Source organism: Cellvibrio sp. QJXJ (genome assembly GCF_024452345.1).
Classification (GTDB): domain Bacteria; phylum Pseudomonadota; class Gammaproteobacteria; order Pseudomonadales; family Cellvibrionaceae; genus Cellvibrio.
This window is the reverse complement of record NZ_CP101662.1, coordinates 1594785-1611808: the sequence shown is the minus strand read 5'-3', so window position 1 is coordinate 1611808 and position 17024 is coordinate 1594785. Positions and strand designations below refer to the sequence as shown.

The 17024-nt window shown below is 50.8% G+C and carries 8 protein-coding genes; 6 read left to right on the top strand and 2 right to left on the bottom strand.

Features of this window, described 5'->3' with window-relative positions:
* Positions 1-12 precede the first annotated feature (12 nt).
* From NNX04_RS06810 to NNX04_RS06785, 6 genes are all read left to right on the top strand, one after another.
* Entirely contained in the window at positions 13-1800 is a 1788-nt protein-coding gene (locus NNX04_RS06810) for a TolC family outer membrane protein (protein WP_225318326.1), read from the top strand.
* 102 nt (positions 1801-1902) lie between these two features.
* Positions 1903-4068, top strand: a complete 2166-nt coding sequence (locus NNX04_RS06805) for a type I secretion system permease/ATPase (protein WP_261947901.1) — start codon at positions 1903-1905, stop codon at positions 4066-4068.
* Positions 4068-5507: an HlyD family type I secretion periplasmic adaptor subunit gene (locus NNX04_RS06800; protein ID WP_261947900.1), complete on the top strand. Its 1440-nt coding sequence runs from the start codon at positions 4068-4070 to the stop codon at positions 5505-5507. Before NNX04_RS06805 ends, NNX04_RS06800 begins: the two co-directional genes overlap by 1 nt.
* The gene (locus NNX04_RS22815) at positions 5507-6100 is read left to right on the top strand and encodes a LuxR family transcriptional regulator (RefSeq protein ID WP_315973079.1); all 594 of its coding nucleotides are present in this window, start codon (positions 5507-5509) and stop codon (positions 6098-6100) included. The genes NNX04_RS06800 and NNX04_RS22815 overlap by 1 nt, the downstream gene beginning before the upstream one ends.
* A 156-nt stretch (positions 6101-6256) precedes the next feature.
* A complete protein-coding gene (locus NNX04_RS06790; RefSeq protein WP_261947899.1) occupies positions 6257-13513 on the top strand; it encodes a retention module-containing protein in 7257 nt (2418 codons plus the stop codon).
* A 125-nt stretch (positions 13514-13638) separates the two neighbouring features.
* Complete coding sequence (locus tag NNX04_RS06785) at positions 13639-13968, top strand: hypothetical protein (protein ID WP_007642507.1); 330 nt, start codon at positions 13639-13641, stop codon at positions 13966-13968.
* Between the two features lie 35 nt (positions 13969-14003).
* On the opposite strand, the gene NNX04_RS06780 is transcribed toward NNX04_RS06785, so the two are convergent.
* Positions 14004-15950 carry a bifunctional diguanylate cyclase/phosphodiesterase gene (locus NNX04_RS06780; protein ID WP_040392203.1) on the bottom strand — a complete coding sequence of 649 codons (1947 nt, stop codon included), beginning with the start codon at positions 15948-15950 and terminating at the stop codon, positions 14004-14006.
* Between the two features lie 55 nt (positions 15951-16005).
* On the bottom strand, positions 16006-16728 hold the full coding sequence (locus NNX04_RS06775; RefSeq protein WP_261947898.1) for a transglutaminase-like cysteine peptidase: 723 nt from the start codon (positions 16726-16728) through the stop codon (positions 16006-16008).
* Positions 16729-17024: the final 296 nt, after the last annotated feature.

The following is a 17024-nucleotide window of genomic DNA, read 5'->3' as shown; positions in this document are numbered from 1 at the left end:
CGGAAATTTTTCATGACGCTCCTTTTTTCCGGACATCTGTCCCGCGTAGTTCAATCATTCTTGTTGATGTCAGTTTCACTGGTTTCTACTCAACTTAACGCGCAGGAAGCTCCAAATACTGTTAAGGATGTGGCACTGCAGGCGCTGGAGACCAACCCGGAAGTACAAGCAGCCTGGCATGAATTTAAAGCGGCAGCGCAGGACGTGAGAGTCGCCCGCGGCGGTTATTTACCGACCGTAGATATAGGCGCATCTGCAGGAAAGAGCAATCGCGATTACGACGGTCGTGGCGTTTACAACACGGCACAGGGGCAAATTACCCTTAGCCAAATGTTATTCGATGGTTTTAGTACCTCGGGGCAGGTTGAACGTTTTGATAATGCGCGCCTCGTGCGCTACTACGAATTGCTTAACGTTGTCGAATTGACAGCGCTGGAAGCCGTACGGGCGTTTGAAGATGTAAAACGCAATCGCGAATTGGTGGAGTTGGCGCGTTCCAACTATGCCAAACACCGCGATGTATTTGCCCAGATTGAAGAGCGCGCCGTTTCTGGTGTTGGTCGTCGTGTGGATTTGGAACAGGTCGCTGGTCGCTTGGCGCTGGCCGAATCCAATTTGTTGACCGAGGCCGCTAACCTGCATGATGTAACCGCCCGTTACCTGCGGGTAGTGGGTCAATTGCCTGCGGAAGACTTAATGCCCACCCAACTGGCCGAGCAAAAACTGCCCGACTCTATTCGCGCGGCGCTGACCATGGCGTATCAAGGCAATCCGGGTTTCCATGCGGCGATTAAAAATATCAGTGTGGCACAGGCAGCGGTCAAAGTGGATCGTGCCGGTTACTACCCCAAAGCGGAACTGCGTGCACGTCAGGTTACTAGTCGCAATCAAAATGGTTTTGATAACCGCGTTGATCCGAACAGTTTCGGCGATGAAAGCGCAGTTGAATTAGCGATTACCTACAACCTTTACAGCGGTGGTTCTAATCGTGCTGCCGTGCGTCGTTCATTGGAATTGGTAAATCAGGCCAAGGATTTACGCGATCAAGCTTGTATCGATTTACGTCAAGACACGCAAATTGCCTATAACGATTCGCTGCGTTTACGTGAGCAATTAATCTCCCTGGAGCAGCATCGTCTTTCCAGTGATAAGGTGCGCAGCGCCTACGCGGAGCAATTTAATATTGGTCAACGCACCTTGTTGGATGTGTTGGATGCCGAGAACGAATATTTCCAGGCCAGCCGTGCCTTGGTCATTGCGCAGGTGGATTTGGAGTTGGCCTATGCGCGCTCACTCGCGGCTATGGGGAGCCTGTTGCCAGCGCTCGGTATAGTGCGTGACGGTTTGGGTATTTTGCATGACACCCGCGTGGAGGATTCACTAAAAATTTCCGAGTCCGCCTGCCCCGCAGAAGCCCCGGTCGCAATGAGCCGTGACGATTTAATCAGTCAGCTGACCCCTTTGAGTGGCGATACGCTGTTTGATCTTGGCAGCTCTGAGCTCAAAGCCGGTTCATCAGTAACTTTGGATCAACTCATTGCCAGTATCAAAGCAACGCCTGGTGTTGTGCAAATTGCGATAGAAGGCCACAGCGATAGTAGTGGTACCGACGAATTAAATATCCCGCTTTCCAAAGCCCGTGCACAACGTGTGCGCGATTATTTTGTGTTGAATGGCTTGGAAACTATTCCTATGTCAGTTGATGGTTATGGCGCGTCGCGCCCGGTAGCAGACAACAATACTGATGCCGGAAAAGCCGCCAACCGTCGTGTTGATATCACCGTGACACGCAAACAATAAAAACGCCTGCTGGTCTATGCAATCATTTGCTAGGCTTGAGCGAATAGGGCGGCTTGTGTAAACAGCCGCTCGCGTTGTTCGATTTTATGTCCCGGAGCCCCAATGACCCTTGATGTTCAACTCCCCCCGGATACTGCGAGCGTACCAGTGGGCCCTTTGGTTGACTGTTTGTTATTGGTGGCGCGCGCGCACCACATCAGCTGTACGCGTGAATCCCTCCTGGCGGGCTTGCCGCTGGATAAGTCCGGTCTGACTCCATCCTTGTTTGCACGCGCCGCCAAACGCGCTGGCTTAACCAGCAAGTTGGTGGCGCGCTCACTCCCTGAGTTAAATAGCGCGTTATTTCCTGCGATTTTACTGCTCAATAATAATCAGGCGTGCTTGTTGCTCGAATTGAGTGAAACGGGTGCGCGGGTGATTTATCCAGAGTTGGGCGAGGCGGTTGTTGAGCTGGGACTCGATGAGTTGGCAGGGAATTACACGGGGCGCGCAATTTACGTGCGCCCGCAAGAGCGCTTTGATGCACGCGCCGCCGATATCAGCAAAACCAGCACACGCAAACATAAAGGGGCGCACTGGTTTTGGAGTGTGATTAGCGAGTACAAATATCTCTACCGCGATGTCTTGCTCACTGCGCTGCTAATCAATTTTTTTGCGCTGGTTTCCCCATTGTTTGTGATGAATGTGTACGACCGTGTGGTGCCCAATCACGCGACGGATACGCTCTGGGTGTTATCGGCCGGCATGTTGATTGCGATTAGCGCTGATTTTGTATTGCGCATGATGCGCGCCTGGTTTGTGGATCTCGCCGCGAGCCGGGTGGATGTTACCTTGTCGGCGACAATTATGGAGCGCGTGCTGGGCATGAAATTGTCCGAGCGCCCGGCATCGGTCGGTTCGTTTGCTGCTGGCTTGCAGTCGTTTGAATCCATCCGCAATTTTATTTCTTCCGCCACTATTTTGGCCTTGGTGGATTTACCTTTCGTTTTGTTATTTTTATTGGTGGTGTTATTAATTTCATGGCCGCTGATATTACCTATTGTGGTGGGTGTATTGCTGGTGATTATTTACACCGCTGCCGTGCAGAAAAAAATGCAAATACTCACCGAAAATTCCATGCAAGCATCGGCGCAACGCAATGCAACTTTGGTGGAAAGTTTGTCGGGTTTGGAAACCATAAAAACCTTGGGCGCAGAAGGGCGCATGCAGGTGATTTGGGAAAAATCCACACTGGTGTTATCGCGCGTGGGGGTGAAAATGCGCTTGCTGTCTGGTTCGGTGGGCAGCAGTACTCTTTGGATTCAACAAGCAGTATCCGTCGTTATTATTATTGTCGGTGTATATCAAATTATCGAAGGTAACCTCTCGCAAGGTGGTTTGATTGCCGCCTATATGCTCGCGTCGCGCATCATGGCGCCGGTGGGGCAAGCGGCCGGTTTGCTGATGCAATATCACAGTGCCGCGACCGCTTTAACGGCCCTCAATGAAATTATGGAAAAACCGGTTGAGCGACCATTGGATACGCAGTGGATCAGTCGCCCGCGGTTACAAGGTGCGATTGAATTTAAAAAAGTGGCATTCAATTACCCGCAAGATGAGCGCGAAGTGCTGCGCGATGTCTCGTTTAGAATTAATGCCGGGGAGCATGTGGCGATTTTGGGGCGCAATGGTTCCGGTAAAACCACACTGGAAAAATTAATTGCCGGATTGTATGCGCCGAGTGCGGGGACTTTGTTGATTGATGGCATCGATATTCGCCAGCTCGACCCCGCCGAATTGCGCCGCAATATTGGTTATGTATCCCAGGATGTAAATTTATTTTTTGGCAATTTGCGTGAAAATATTGCCATGGGTGCACCTCATGCCAGTGATGAAGCTATTTTAGAAGCGGTGCGTTTGAGCGGGTTGACCGACTTTGTCAATCAGCACCCTATGGGCTTGGCCATGCCGGTGGGTGAACACGGTCAGTTATTATCTGGTGGGCAACGTCAGTCGGTGAGCATTGCCCGTGCTTTATTAAACGATGCGCCCATTTTATTAATGGATGAACCCACCGGCGCTATGGATCACACCAGCGAAGAAGAATTTAAGCGCAACCTGCTGCAATTTGCTGCGCACAAAACCTTAATTGTAATTACCCATCGCACCTCGCTGCTGGAATTAGCGAATCGCATTATTGTGATTGATGCGGGAAAAATTGTTGCCGATGGTCCTAAAGAGCAAGTCGTGGAAGCGCTGCGCCAAGGCAGAATCGGGAGGGCGTCGTAATGAGCCAACCGACAACTGTGACGCCGGTTTCGCGCGATAAAATGTTGTTCGAAAAAGTGGGGTGCTGGTTGGATAAATTAGGTTTACCAGCAAGCCGGTTTATCGACAAACTTTATTCGCGTTGGCTCGATCCATTGCACGAGCAGCCGAAAGATTGGGTAACAGATTCCGATTGGGCGCGGCTGCAGCAAGAACCGATAAAAGCGCGCGCATTGTTGCGTGTGATTGCGCTCATTATTTTTCTGTTGTTGCTTTGGGCTGCCTTTGCGCCGCTGGATGAAGTGGCGCGCGGTGAAGGTAAAGTTATTCCCTCGTCGCAACTACAGGTGATTCAATCCTTTGACGGTGGTGTAGTGCAGGAAGTGTTGGTGCGTGAAGGGCAGGTGGTTGAGAAAGGCGATTTATTATTGCGTATTGATCCAACCCGTTTCATTTCAACCTTCCGTGAAAATCGTGCGGAGTTTTTATCGCTACAAGCACGCGCGGCACGTTTGCAATCATTGACCTCCAATACTCCGCTAGTGTTTCCCGATGATTTGTTGACAGATGCACCGGATATTGTGAATCACGAACGCAGTTTGTATGAATCCAATCGCAAGGAGTTGGATGAACAACTTGCAATTGCGCGCAGCCAATTGGATCAGCGCTCGGAAGAATTAAACGAGGTGCGCGCAAAGCTGACGCAAGTGACTCGCGCGTTGGAATTATCCACACAAGAATTGAATGTTACCAAACCGCTGCTGGCGAGCGGTGCGATTTCTGAAGTGGAAATTTTGCGTTTGGAAGGTGAAGTTTCCATGGCGCGCGGCGAACGTGAACAGGCGCTATCGCAAGAGTCCCGTTTATTGCTGGCGGTGGAAGAATCGCGCGGTAAATTGCGTGAAACAGAATTATTAGCCAGTAATAAATGGCGCAACGAATTATCGGAAGTGTTGAGCAAAATTGCTTCCTTATCGGAGTCTAGCACTGGCCTTGCCGATAAAATTAAATACGCGGAAATCCGCTCTCCCGTGCGCGGTACGGTGCAACGGGTATTTACCAATACGGTTGGTGGTGTAGTGCAACCGGGGCGTGAAGTGATCGAGATGGTACCGCTGGATGACCAGCTCATCGTAGAGGCAAAAGTATCACCCAAAGATATTGCTTTTTTGCACCCAGGGCAGGAAGCGATTGTGAAATTCACCGCTTACGATTTTGTTGTTTATGGTGGATTAAAAGGCAAAGTGGAACACATTAGCCCGGATACCATTACCGATGAAAAAGAGCGTACGTTTTATATTGTGCGTGTGCGCACTGAGCGTGCAGGTTTTGACCCTACACTGCCAATCATGCCGGGCATGATGACGCAGGTAGATATTCTCACTGGCAAGAAAACGGTGTTGGCTTATTTGCTCAAACCGGTTTTACGCGCCCAACAAAATGCGATGACGGAACGATAATGCATCAGTTGTTTGTTGCTCCTGCCCACATGCGTTCGCCGCACTGGTTGCAGGCATTTCCCCATGCGCAGATTGTTGATGATTTGGCCGGGGTTGATGCACGCGGTTTGGTGTGGTTACTGTTGGGTGGTATGCAAAGTTTTGCACAGATACACACACTGAATGCGGAGGGTTTTAAAGTGATCGCCATGACCGCGATAGAACAAACGGCTGAAGCGCGCAAAGCGCTGGAAGCGGGTGCCAGTGGTTACGTGCATTATTTAGCTGTGCCTTCGGTGCTGGAGCAAATCGCCCAATCGGTCGCGGTGGGTGGCGTGTGGATGGGTGCTGATTTGATGCGTCAATTGATCTTGGGCGCACAACGTTTAGCGCCTATTGTTGCGCTGCCCAGTGCCGATTTGAATTTACTGACTGGCCGCGAGCGTGCCGTGGCCGAGTTGGTGGCGGCAGGAAAAACCAATAAAGAAGTTGCGCGTGAACTGGATATTACCGAGCGCACCGTAAAAGCACATTTGGGCGCCAGTTTTGAAAAGCTGGGTGTTCGTGACCGCCTGCAATTGGCGTTGGCCTTCTCCAACAACGCTAAAGCCTGATTTAGCCCTCCTTTCCCTTCCTTATTCCAAAGTGGTATCTAAAAAAATACTGTTTATTGTCCTTTAGTCCAATGGCGTTAATTTCAACTGTCGCTAGACTCCGCATATCACCAGTATTTTGTGATCTGGTTCACTTTTATGGATTCGGAGTTAAGTATGAGCAATGCCGTTGCCACTGTAGCCTTTCTTCAAGGACAAGCCTGGGCCAAGTCACCCGATGGTAGCCTCCGCCCCTTAACCGTGGGTGCTGTACTTAACGACAATGAAATTCTGGTAACGGCGGAGGGCGCGCGCGTTGAGTTGGATATTGGCGGTGTAGAAGCGCTGGTAATCAACGGTGGGCAGGAAGTCGCCATGAGCCGCGACATGAACCCGCAAAGCGCGACATCGGCCGATGAAGCTTTACTTGACGACGCCAGCGTGCAACAAGTTTTGGCTGCTTTGGAACAAGAAGGCGACTTGCTTGAGGAGTTGGAAGAAACGGCTGCAGGCGACAACTCTGCCACCGGGGGGGGCTCCAGCAGTTTTGTACGCTTGGATCGAATTGCTGAAGCAACTAATGACCAGGATTTTGATTATGGGATTTCGGGTCAAGCTGAAATAGCTCAGGTCGTTACTGATGGCGAGTATGTTAATCGTGCTCCACAAATTGCAGATCAACTCTTCAGCACAGACGAAGACACGCTACTGACCGGCCAAATTATTGCCACAGACGTAGAAGGTGATCTGTTGACCTATACGCTTGCGACTCCGCCTGCCAATGGCACCCTGCAATTAGATCCTGTCACCGGCCAATTTACCTTTACTCCCAACGCGAATTACAACGGTGCGGATAGCTTTGTCGTCACCGTGACCGACAGTAGTGGCAACAGCAGCACGGCGACTATTTCATTGAATATCGCACCCGTTAACGATGCTCCCGTATCTGCCGATCAGACGCTCACTGTGGATGAAGATACCCAGCTTAGTGGTCAAATCGTCGCCAGTGATATAGAAGGCGACGCATTGTCCTATACGGTTACTACCAACCCGGTGAACGGTACCCTGACCCTGAATCCTGCTACCGGCAGTTTTATCTACACCCCGAATGCGAACTATAACGGCAGCGATTCGTTTGTGGTGACCATCAGTGATGGCAATGGTGGAGCGACGACCAGCACCGTGACTATCGGTGTAACTCCGGTTAACGATGCGCCAACTGCCAGCAACCTGAACCTGACTACCAACGAAGATGTCGCTGTTCCTGGGCAAATCGTGGCGAGCGATCTTGATGGCGATACTTTGGCTTACGCCATTTCCGGCTTGCCCGCCAACGGTTCGGTAACACTGAATCCCGCCACTGGCAGTTTCATCTACACCCCGAATGCCAACTACAACGGCAGCGATTCGTTTGTCGTCACCATCAGTGATGGCAATGGTGGAACGACGACCAGTACTGTGACGATTGGCGTTACTCCACAAAATGATGCGCCAACTGCCAGCAATCTGAACCTGACTACCAACGAAGACGTCGCTGTTCCCGGGCAAATTGTGGCAAACGATCTTGATGGCGATACTTTGGCTTACGCCGTTACCGGTGTGCCGACTAACGGTGTGGTGACGCTGAATCCCGCTACCGGCAGTTTCATCTACACCCCGAATGCGAACTACAACGGCAGCGATTCGTTTGTCGTGACCATCAGTGATGGCAATGGCGGAACGACTACGAGCACCGTGACTATCGGTGTAACTCCGGTTAACGATGCGCCAACTGCCAGCAATCTGAACCTGACTACCAACGAAGATGTCGCGGTTCCCGGCCAAATTGTGGCGAGCGATCTTGATGGCGATACTTTGGCTTACGCCGTTTCCGGTTTGCCCACCAACGGTTCGGTAACACTGAATCCTGCTACCGGCAGTTTCATCTACACCCCGAATGCGAACTACAACGGCAGCGATTCGTTTGTGGTGACCATCAGTGATGGCAATGGTGGAACGACGACCAGCACCGTAACGATTGGTGTAACTCCACAAAATGATGCGCCAACTGCCAGCAACCTGAACCTGACTACCAACGAAGATGTCGCGGTTCCTGGGCAAATCGTGGCGAGCGATCTTGATGGCGATACTTTGGCTTACGCCGTTACCGGTGTGCCGACTAACGGTGTGGTGACGCTGAATCCTGCTACCGGCAGTTTCGTCTACACCCCGAACGCCAACTACAACGGTAGCGATTCGTTTGTCGTCACCATCAGTGATGGCAATGGTGGAACGACGACCAGCACCGTAACGATTGGTGTAACTCCACAAAATGATGCGCCAACTGCCAGCAATCTGAACCTGACTACCAACGAAGACGTCGCTGTTCCCGGGCAAATCATCGCGAGCGATCTTGATGGCGATACTTTGGCTTACGCCGTTACCGGTGTGCCGACTAACGGTGTGGTGACGCTGAATCCCGCTACCGGCAGTTTCATCTACACCCCGAATGCGAACTACAACGGCAGCGATTCGTTTGTCGTGACCATCAGTGATGGTAATGGCGGAACGACTACGAGCACCGTGACTATCGGTGTAACTCCGGTTAACGATGCGCCAGTCACCGTTGCTGACAGTATCACTGTCAATGAAGGCGGTACTGCGACGCTGCTAGAGTCGGGTGCCAGCAGTGTATTGGCTAACGATTCGGATGCTGAAAACAGCCCGCTGTCGGCGATCCTCGTGTCCGGGCCCGCGCACGGCACTCTGATGTTGAACGCGAACGGTACCTTTAGCTACACCCACAACGGCAGCGAAACCACCAGCGACAGCTTTACCTACCGCGCTAACGATGGCACCAGCAATGGCAATATTGTTACGGTACAAATCGCGATTACCCCGGTTAATGATGCCCCTACCGCGGTAAATGACACAGCCAATGTTGACGAAGGTAGCTCGGTCGCCGTGGCCGTGCGTACTAACGATTCCGATCCCGAGGGCGGTATTCTGTCGGTGGTATCTGTCAGTCAGGGCGCCAATGGCTCAGTCGTTATCGACGCGGTTACCGGAAATCCAATCTACACCCCGAGCGCCGGTTTTTCAGGTAATGACAGCTTCACTTATACCGTTCAAGACCCATTGGGTGCGACCGCCACCGCGACAGTCAATGTAGTGGTCAAAGCCAATGCCCCGAGCGTGCTTGTGCAAGACCTCGATTCCGGCCCTGAAGATAACGATGTTACTGGCAATGTGCTCACCAACGACACGGACGCAGATGACACCCTGACAGTTGCAAGCTTTCAGGTCTCCGGATTGGGCAGCTTTACCGCAGGCCAAACGGCGGTCATCGCTGGTGTCGGAAACCTGGTGTTGAATGCCAATGGCTCATATGTGTTCGAGCCAGAGGCTAATTGGCATGGTGCTGTTCCCCAAGTGACCTACACAACCAACACTGGTTCTTCCAGCACCTTGGATATCACCGTTACGCCAGTGAATGATGCTCCCGTTGCTGTGGACGATTTCTATACCATCAATGAAGACGAGGCTTGGAGTATGCCTCTACCGGCTTCGGGTCTGGTCACCAATGACTCCGATCCGGATGGCGATTCATTGCGGGTAGTCATCCTGGAGAATGCTGTTAATGGCACATTGAGTGTTGTTTCAGGAAATCTGGTGTTCACGCCGACCGCTGAGTTTAGCGGCACAGCGAGCTTTGATTACCGCATCACCGACGACAAGGGCGGAGTGGATAAAGGCACTGTGTTCATCAATGTGGTGGCAGTTGATGATCCAACACAGGCGATTGATGACGTCAAAACCGTTGCCGAAGGCAGCAACGCAATTGGAAATGTGTTGACTAATGATGTTGACCCGGACACTACTCCCCAAGTGGCCAGCTTTGTTATCAATGGCACAGCCTACAATGCCAATGAATCGGTGAACCTGACTGGGGTGGGTACTTTCACCCTGTTGGCCAATGGCGACTACACCTTTGTACCTGCCGACATTAATTTCAACGGCGCAGTACCCACAGTAACTTACACCACCGATACCGGTGCAAGTGCAGACCTGAACATCACCCTGACGCCAGTCAATGACGCACCTGTGGCGGTGGACGACACCTTTACGATTACCGTGAACACCACGCTGTCGCTGCCTATGCCCTTGTCGATTCTGGTCGCCAATGACACAGATGTGGACAACGATACATTGCGTGTTACCACAGTGACCTCTGAAGCCAACGGCACTCTCCAGGTCGTTGGTGGAAACCTGGTGTTTACGCCTACACCGGGTTTCACAGGCGTTGCCAGTTTTACCTACATAGTGACGGATGATAAAGGTGGAGTTGACTCAGGCAGGGTCAATATCAACGTGGTGGCCGCGCCTAACCAAGCACCTGAAACCAACACACTCAATGTTTCTGGCGATGAAGACACCTTGATTACCATCAACCTGGCTGGCAGCGATAGCGATGGTTCGGTCGCGGGCTATGTCATTAAATCTCTACCAGCGAATGGGCTACTGTATAGCGACGCCGCTATGACCACCCTGATTGCGGTTGATGATCTGGTAAGTGGGCCGGTCTACTTCAAACCTGATGCTAACTGGAACGGTTCCAGCCAGTTCGACTATTCTGCGCGCGACGACAAGGGCCTGGACGATTCAACCCCAGCCACAGTGAACATTAGCGTCAATCCTGTAGCAGATGCCGCCGTAGTAGGCAGCGGTGCTGGCACAGTAAAAGAGGATACTCCAGCCCAATCCACTGCGGCAGGAACCCTCTCCATCACAGATCCGGATGCAGGCGAAGAAGGCTTTGAGGTGCAATCCAATACGGCTGGCACCTACGGCAGTTTCTCCATTACCAGCACCGGTGATTGGACTTATAACATCGACAACAGCAAGGCAAACGTCCAACAACTTAAAGAGGGCGAGATCAAAACCGAGACATTCACCGTCAAGAGTATCGACGGCACCACCAGCTCAGTGGTGATTACCGTCACGGGTACTAACGATGGCCCAACGGCAGTGGCGGATACTGGCACAACCCCGCGCAATACTGCGTTGACCTTTACCCCTGCCGAATTACTGGGTAATGATACTGATCCGGATGGCGACACCCTGACGATCGATTCAGTGCAAGGTGCAGTCAATGGCAACGTCGATTTTGTTGCTGGCAATGTGGTGTTTACCCCCACCGCGGGCTATAGCGGCCCGGCATCTTTTACTTACACCGTTAATGATGGGCAGGGCGGAACTTCAACGGCGCAGGTTAATATCAATGTGACCGCTGTGAATACACCGCCAGATGCGGTTAACGACAATCCTGTTGGCGGCGGAACGGCTACCGGTTTGCATTCTGAATATTTCGGCTATCGCCAAGGTACCGACGGCTCCAATTTGGCCTCACTGGAACAGGTAAAAGCCTATATTGATGGCCGAGTGCCGAGTGCGACGTTTACCGCCACTACCCTTAATTACAACCCGGGTAATTCATTCGACAGCAACCTGGGGGCTGGCACCAACTTGCAAACCTTCCTGGGTTCCGATGCGGCGAGCTTGAGTGCCGATCCTGCAACAACAAGCGATGCGATTATTCGTATGAGCGGTTTTATCGAATTGGATGCAGGTACATATAATTTTCGGGTCTTGGGCGATGACGGTTATCAAATTAAAATTGATGGCGTCACTGTTGCTGAAGTTGCCGCAAACCAAAGCGCCACTACCCGTGTTCACCCGACATTTACCATTGCGACGGGTGGTATTCACACCATCGAGATCGTCTACTGGGATCAGGGTTACTACGCTCGCTTCACTGCAGAGTTGAGCGATGACGGCGGCATGACTTATCAGCCATTCAACAGTTTTAACAGCTACAAAACCGCCAATTTGGTGGCCACAGAGGACACTCCCTTTACCATCACTGCCGCAACCTTGCTCGCGAATGATTCGGATGCAAATAATGACGGTTTGACCTTGCACAGTGTGCAGGGCGCCGTGAATGGTTCAGTCAAAATAGTTGACGGCAATGCAGTATTTATACCGAACGCTAACTATGTGGGGCCAGCGTCTTTCACCTACACCATTAGCGATGGTCGCGGCGGCTTTGACACCGCCAGCGTCAATCTTGTTGTGTCTCCGGTGAATGATGCGCCGGTCGCCGTTAACGATAATCTCGTTGCCGCGAGTAACTCCACACTCACCATCACCCCAACCAGTTTGCGCGCAAACGACATAGACGTTGATGGTGATATTTTGCAAATTGTCGAGGTTGATAACGCGGTCAATGGCACCGCCATTATCAATGGTGCAGGCAATATCCTATTTACCCCGACTCTCGGCTTTGAAGGCAGTGCGAGTTTTACCTATACCGCGCGCGACAACGGTGGAATTACCACCACAGCTACAGTGAACCTTGCCGTGGGCAGTGCAAGTGCGCCATCGGTAGTGGTGAGTAAATCGCTGGTAGTGGTTGCACAGGGCACTGGCGGAACCAGCGTGAAATTCCCCATTACTACCAAGTTGGTGGATACCGATGGTTCAGAAACGCTTTCCATCAAAGTCAGTGGTGTACCCACAGGTTTAAGCTTTAATGCTGGCACTAACCTGGGCGGCGGTGTGTGGCAGTTTGCGGCGGCTGATCTTCCCAACCTGATGTTAAATTTACCGGGCAGTTACTCCACTAACTCAACCAGCCTGACAGTGCAGGTCACCTCTACAGAAGCAAATGGTGGATTTACGGCTAGCACAACAAGTGTCGTAAATTTGAAAGCGGCTTATACAACGGTTGATGTCACAACGACTGAATCGGGTAACTTTACAGGCTCCTCTGCCAGTGAACATATTCAGGGCGGTGCAGGCAACAATACGATTAACGCAGGCAATGGCAGCAATGTTGTTCGCGGCGGTGCGGGTGATGACAACCTGAGTGCAGGTACCGGCACGGATATCATCTACGGCGGTAGTGGCAACGATGTGATCAATAGCGGTAATGGCAATGATCGTCTTATTGGCGGTGCTGGCAACGACACCATGAGTGGCGGTAATTCGGGCGAAAACTTTGTGGATATATTTGCCTGGAGTTTGGGCGATCAAGGCACTGCAGGTTCACCGGCGGTGGACACTATCCAGAATTTTTCGACCTCTGCGGCGGGTAGTAATGGTACAGGCGGAGATGTATTAGACCTGCGCGATTTATTACAGGGCGAGTCTGTTGGTGCATCAAATAGCGCGGGTAACCTCACGGATTATTTGCATTTTGAAGTAACCGGCGGCAGCACTATTGTGCATATCAGTCACACAGGTGGTTATGCCGGTGGTGGTTTTGATAGCGCACAGACAAGCCAGCAAATTGTATTGAGTGGTGTGGATTTGCAATCGCTTTATAGTGGCGCAACAACTGATCAGCAAATTATTACGCAATTGCTCAACAATAATAAATTGATCACCGACTAAAACCCTGCGCTAAAATCCCGCTAGCGATAGCGGGATTTTTTTGCGGCGCTTCTTTACACCGCCACTTCTTTACACAGCCACTTTTTTAGTGGGTTATTTGTTGCAGGGTTTTTTATAGGATTGCTATGTATATTAAACGCAATAACCAAGGTGAGATTGTCGCGCTGAGTAAAGTAGCAGCACCGGATTTTGCTGAGCAATTACCAGAAGATGATCCGCAAATCATCGCTTTTTTGCACAGTGCAAAATCCGCCGAGCAGTTGGCGCTGGAGCAAACCGATACTGCTATGGCGCGGGTATTGGAAGACGTGGTGGGGCTGCTGGTCGAGCAGGGTGTTATTCGCTTTACGGATTTACCCTCTGCCGCGCAAGATAAACTACTCGCGCGGCGCGAACTGCGCGGCAAACGCCAAGGTATTGATTTGCTGGACGACGGCGATCATTTGCCACTGTAAATTTTTATCGTTTTAATACCTTAACGCACTGGCCGCTATTGCACCTGCGGCCCTGTCACAGCATCAATCCCCAAATTAAACAGCGCTTGCTGTTCTGCATCGGTTTGTACACCCTCTGCGATCATCGTTAACCCAATAGAGTGACCTAATACACACAGGCTTTGTACAAAAGCTTGATTGCTCAGGTGGCTATCAATATTGCGAATAATCGCACTATCAATTTTCAAGAATGCCAAGCCCATTTCTTGTAATTGATCAAAGCGGGTAAATTCAAGGCCCACATGTTCCAAGCCAATATGGCAACCAAATTTACGTAGTTGCGTGGTAAAAATACGTAACTCATCGGCGTGGCGCAGGATACAAGTCTCGGAAAATTCCAACCATAATTGCTGGGAAATGGCGGTGTGTTGTGCAATTAATTCCAGCGCTTGTTCACGGAAGCTCGCACTGCACAATGCCGCTGCCGAGACATTAATTGCCATGGCCTGAGGCGCAGTGCGCGCCATGTTAGTCAACTGTGTCAACGCCATGCGTAATACCGCTAAATCGATATTGGACATAATGCCAAGGCGCACCGCCCAGGGGATAAAATAACCCGCCGGTTTTTGCTCGTTATCCAGTTGTAAGCGCACAGCGGTTTCATCGTGAATTAATTCGCCCTGTGCATTGCGCACTGGAAATTTCACTAATGCGATTTGCTGGCTGGTTAGCGCGTGTTCGATAGAGTCGCGCCACTGGCTTAAATTTTTGGAAACAGAGTTGGGGTGATCGTTATCGCGAATTACCACCGCGCGGTTGCCTTTTACTTCTGCCTGCGCGAGTGCACCGTCTAATTTATGCAGTAGGTCGGCGCGTAGGTCGCCGTGTTGGAAATTGCATAGCGCCATGGGCAAACCAATTTGCGCGTGACCGGTGGCGATTAATTGAAAATTCAATTGTTGGGAAATATCCGCACTTACAATATCAATTGGCGTATCAGTAGGAATTAATAGGCAAAAATCACTGCCATTCAAGCGCCCGGCATAACTGGCTGGATAGCGGCGAGTAATATCGCTAAATACACTGGCAATGGCGCAGAGTAACTGATCCACCTGATGGTGGCCTAATTGACTGTTGAGTTGTTGCAGCCCCATCACTCGTGCAATCACTACTACGCCGTGTTCCTGTGCCTCTTCTTGCGTTAATTGTGCGTCGAACAAATGCAAAAAATGGGTGCGATTGGCAATGCCGGTGAGTGCATCGGTTTGCGATTCGCGGCGCAGCAGCTCCAATTGCCGCGCCTCTTTTTCCAGCATTTGTTTTACGCTGGTAGAGAGGCGGTTCATGGCCCGTACCAAGCGCTGAAATTCTTTGGTTTTTGGCTCTTCCGAGACAATAAAACGGCGCTCACCAATGGCTTCGGCCTGGCTGACGACTACATCCAGCGGGCGCGAAATATATTTCAAAATCAGGCTGCCAATCAGGCCACTGAGCAAGGTAGCAAATAAAAACCACTCCAATAAATCGCGGGTATTTTTCCACAGTGCTTCCAGCGCATAACCGGAATGGCTTTTTACCACCAGCGTACCGGCTTGCTGCCAGCCGTCCTGAATTTGCGCAATGCCGGGTGCTGCGTCAAAATTAATTTGTTTGGCAAACCATGCGGGTACCCGTGGATTCCCGTTATTTTCGGTGGTTGATGAAGTGTTATTGTTTTCAAAACGCCGCGCCACAATCGCCTGTTTGTTGATGTCCTGAAAAATAATGTATTCGTAGTGGCCTGAATCAAATTGCGCAGTGATCAATAGCTCCAGGGTTACCGGATCTTTATCTGGCATTTGCGATATCGACAGCGCGAGCGAGTTGGCATTGTCGATATTTTTCAGTCGCAATTGATCTTGCAAATAAGTTTTTGCGGTGAGGGTGCTAATCACAAAATTTCCGCCCAGTGCTAATAGCAGCAGGGATAAAATCCCGATCCATAATTGTTTAATTAATGACATGCTCATGCCTTTTGTTTTTCAAATACCGTTAGTAAAAGATTCATGTTTGCGTTCATTAAAATCCTTCTTCGCGTACACGCATCAACAGATCGCGCCAGCGCGATAAACGCGCGGTAGGATCCGCTTGGGATTGCACACTATTGCCTACCCATAATCCTTCACTGTTAAAACTAAATACCGGGTTTAAATCCGGCCGTTTGCTGGCCGGTTCAATACGAGTAATTAAATTATCCAAAATCAGCGGTTCTGCATTCGGGCTGCTGTAATAGCCCAGCACCATATGTGCTTGAAAGCGTTTGCTATGCAGCCCACCAATTTGTGCGCGCACATAAATCAGGCGCAATTGTTCGGTGGGGATTCCCAATTCCAACAGGCTCAGGTATTTGGCGATAGTGAAATCTTCACAGTCACCGGCGCGCAGGCCCAGGGTTTCGAGCGGTGTGGCCCAGTAATCGGATTTCTGCCAGAGGGTTACATCGTCGCTGTAGCGAACGTGGCGATTAAAAAAATCATTTACCTGCGCGATTTTTTCCGCATCAGCGAGTGGTTTACTGCTATCCAGCATGCGATTCCAGGCACCGAGTAATGCCACACCATCATCGCCATAACGGCTCTGCATCAGTGTCTGCATTTTTTGTGATTGCAGTTCAGCGACTACCAGTAGTGTGGAGCAGAAGGTAAAAAAAATGACCAAGCAGTAGCGCGCCACCCGTTTAACGGGGTGACCTAAGCGTGTTGCAGAGTGAAGCCAATGGCGGTTAACCCGGAGTACTGGCATGCAGTAGTTCCGCAGGTTGGATGCATATGGAAGTGTTCACTAAAAAATCGGGCATGGTGAGCAGGTATTGGCACAAGTTTCCACCCAGTATAGTCAGCTTTACTGGTTTTATTAAAAAAATCCGGTGCTATGTGTAATCGTTTTCGCGCAAAACACATTGGCGTCGTAAGTTGTTTTGGATGAGTTTTGTGCAAAGGTGCATACGTATTCAGCTAATTTCTTATGCTTGAATACGTATGCAGCAATTTGCCTGTTCAGGCGATATCCCATCAAATGGCCGCTCCAATAATATTAAT

Coding starts and splice junctions, on each gene's coding strand:
- NNX04_RS06790 (WP_261947899.1), top strand. CDS start 6,257: ATGAGCAATGCCGTTGCCACTGTAGCCTTTCTTCAAGGACAAGCCTGG.
- NNX04_RS22815 (WP_315973079.1), top strand. CDS start 5,507: ATGCATCAGTTGTTTGTTGCTCCTGCCCACATGCGTTCGCCGCACTGG.
- NNX04_RS06805 (WP_261947901.1), top strand. CDS start 1,903: ATGACCCTTGATGTTCAACTCCCCCCGGATACTGCGAGCGTACCAGTG.
- NNX04_RS06775 (WP_261947898.1), bottom strand. CDS start 16,728: ATGCCAGTACTCCGGGTTAACCGCCATTGGCTTCACTCTGCAACACGC.
- NNX04_RS06810 (WP_225318326.1), top strand. CDS start 13: ATGACGCTCCTTTTTTCCGGACATCTGTCCCGCGTAGTTCAATCATTC.
- NNX04_RS06780 (WP_040392203.1), bottom strand. CDS start 15,950: ATGTCATTAATTAAACAATTATGGATCGGGATTTTATCCCTGCTGCTA.
- NNX04_RS06800 (WP_261947900.1), top strand. CDS start 4,068: ATGAGCCAACCGACAACTGTGACGCCGGTTTCGCGCGATAAAATGTTG.
- NNX04_RS06785 (WP_007642507.1), top strand. CDS start 13,639: ATGTATATTAAACGCAATAACCAAGGTGAGATTGTCGCGCTGAGTAAA.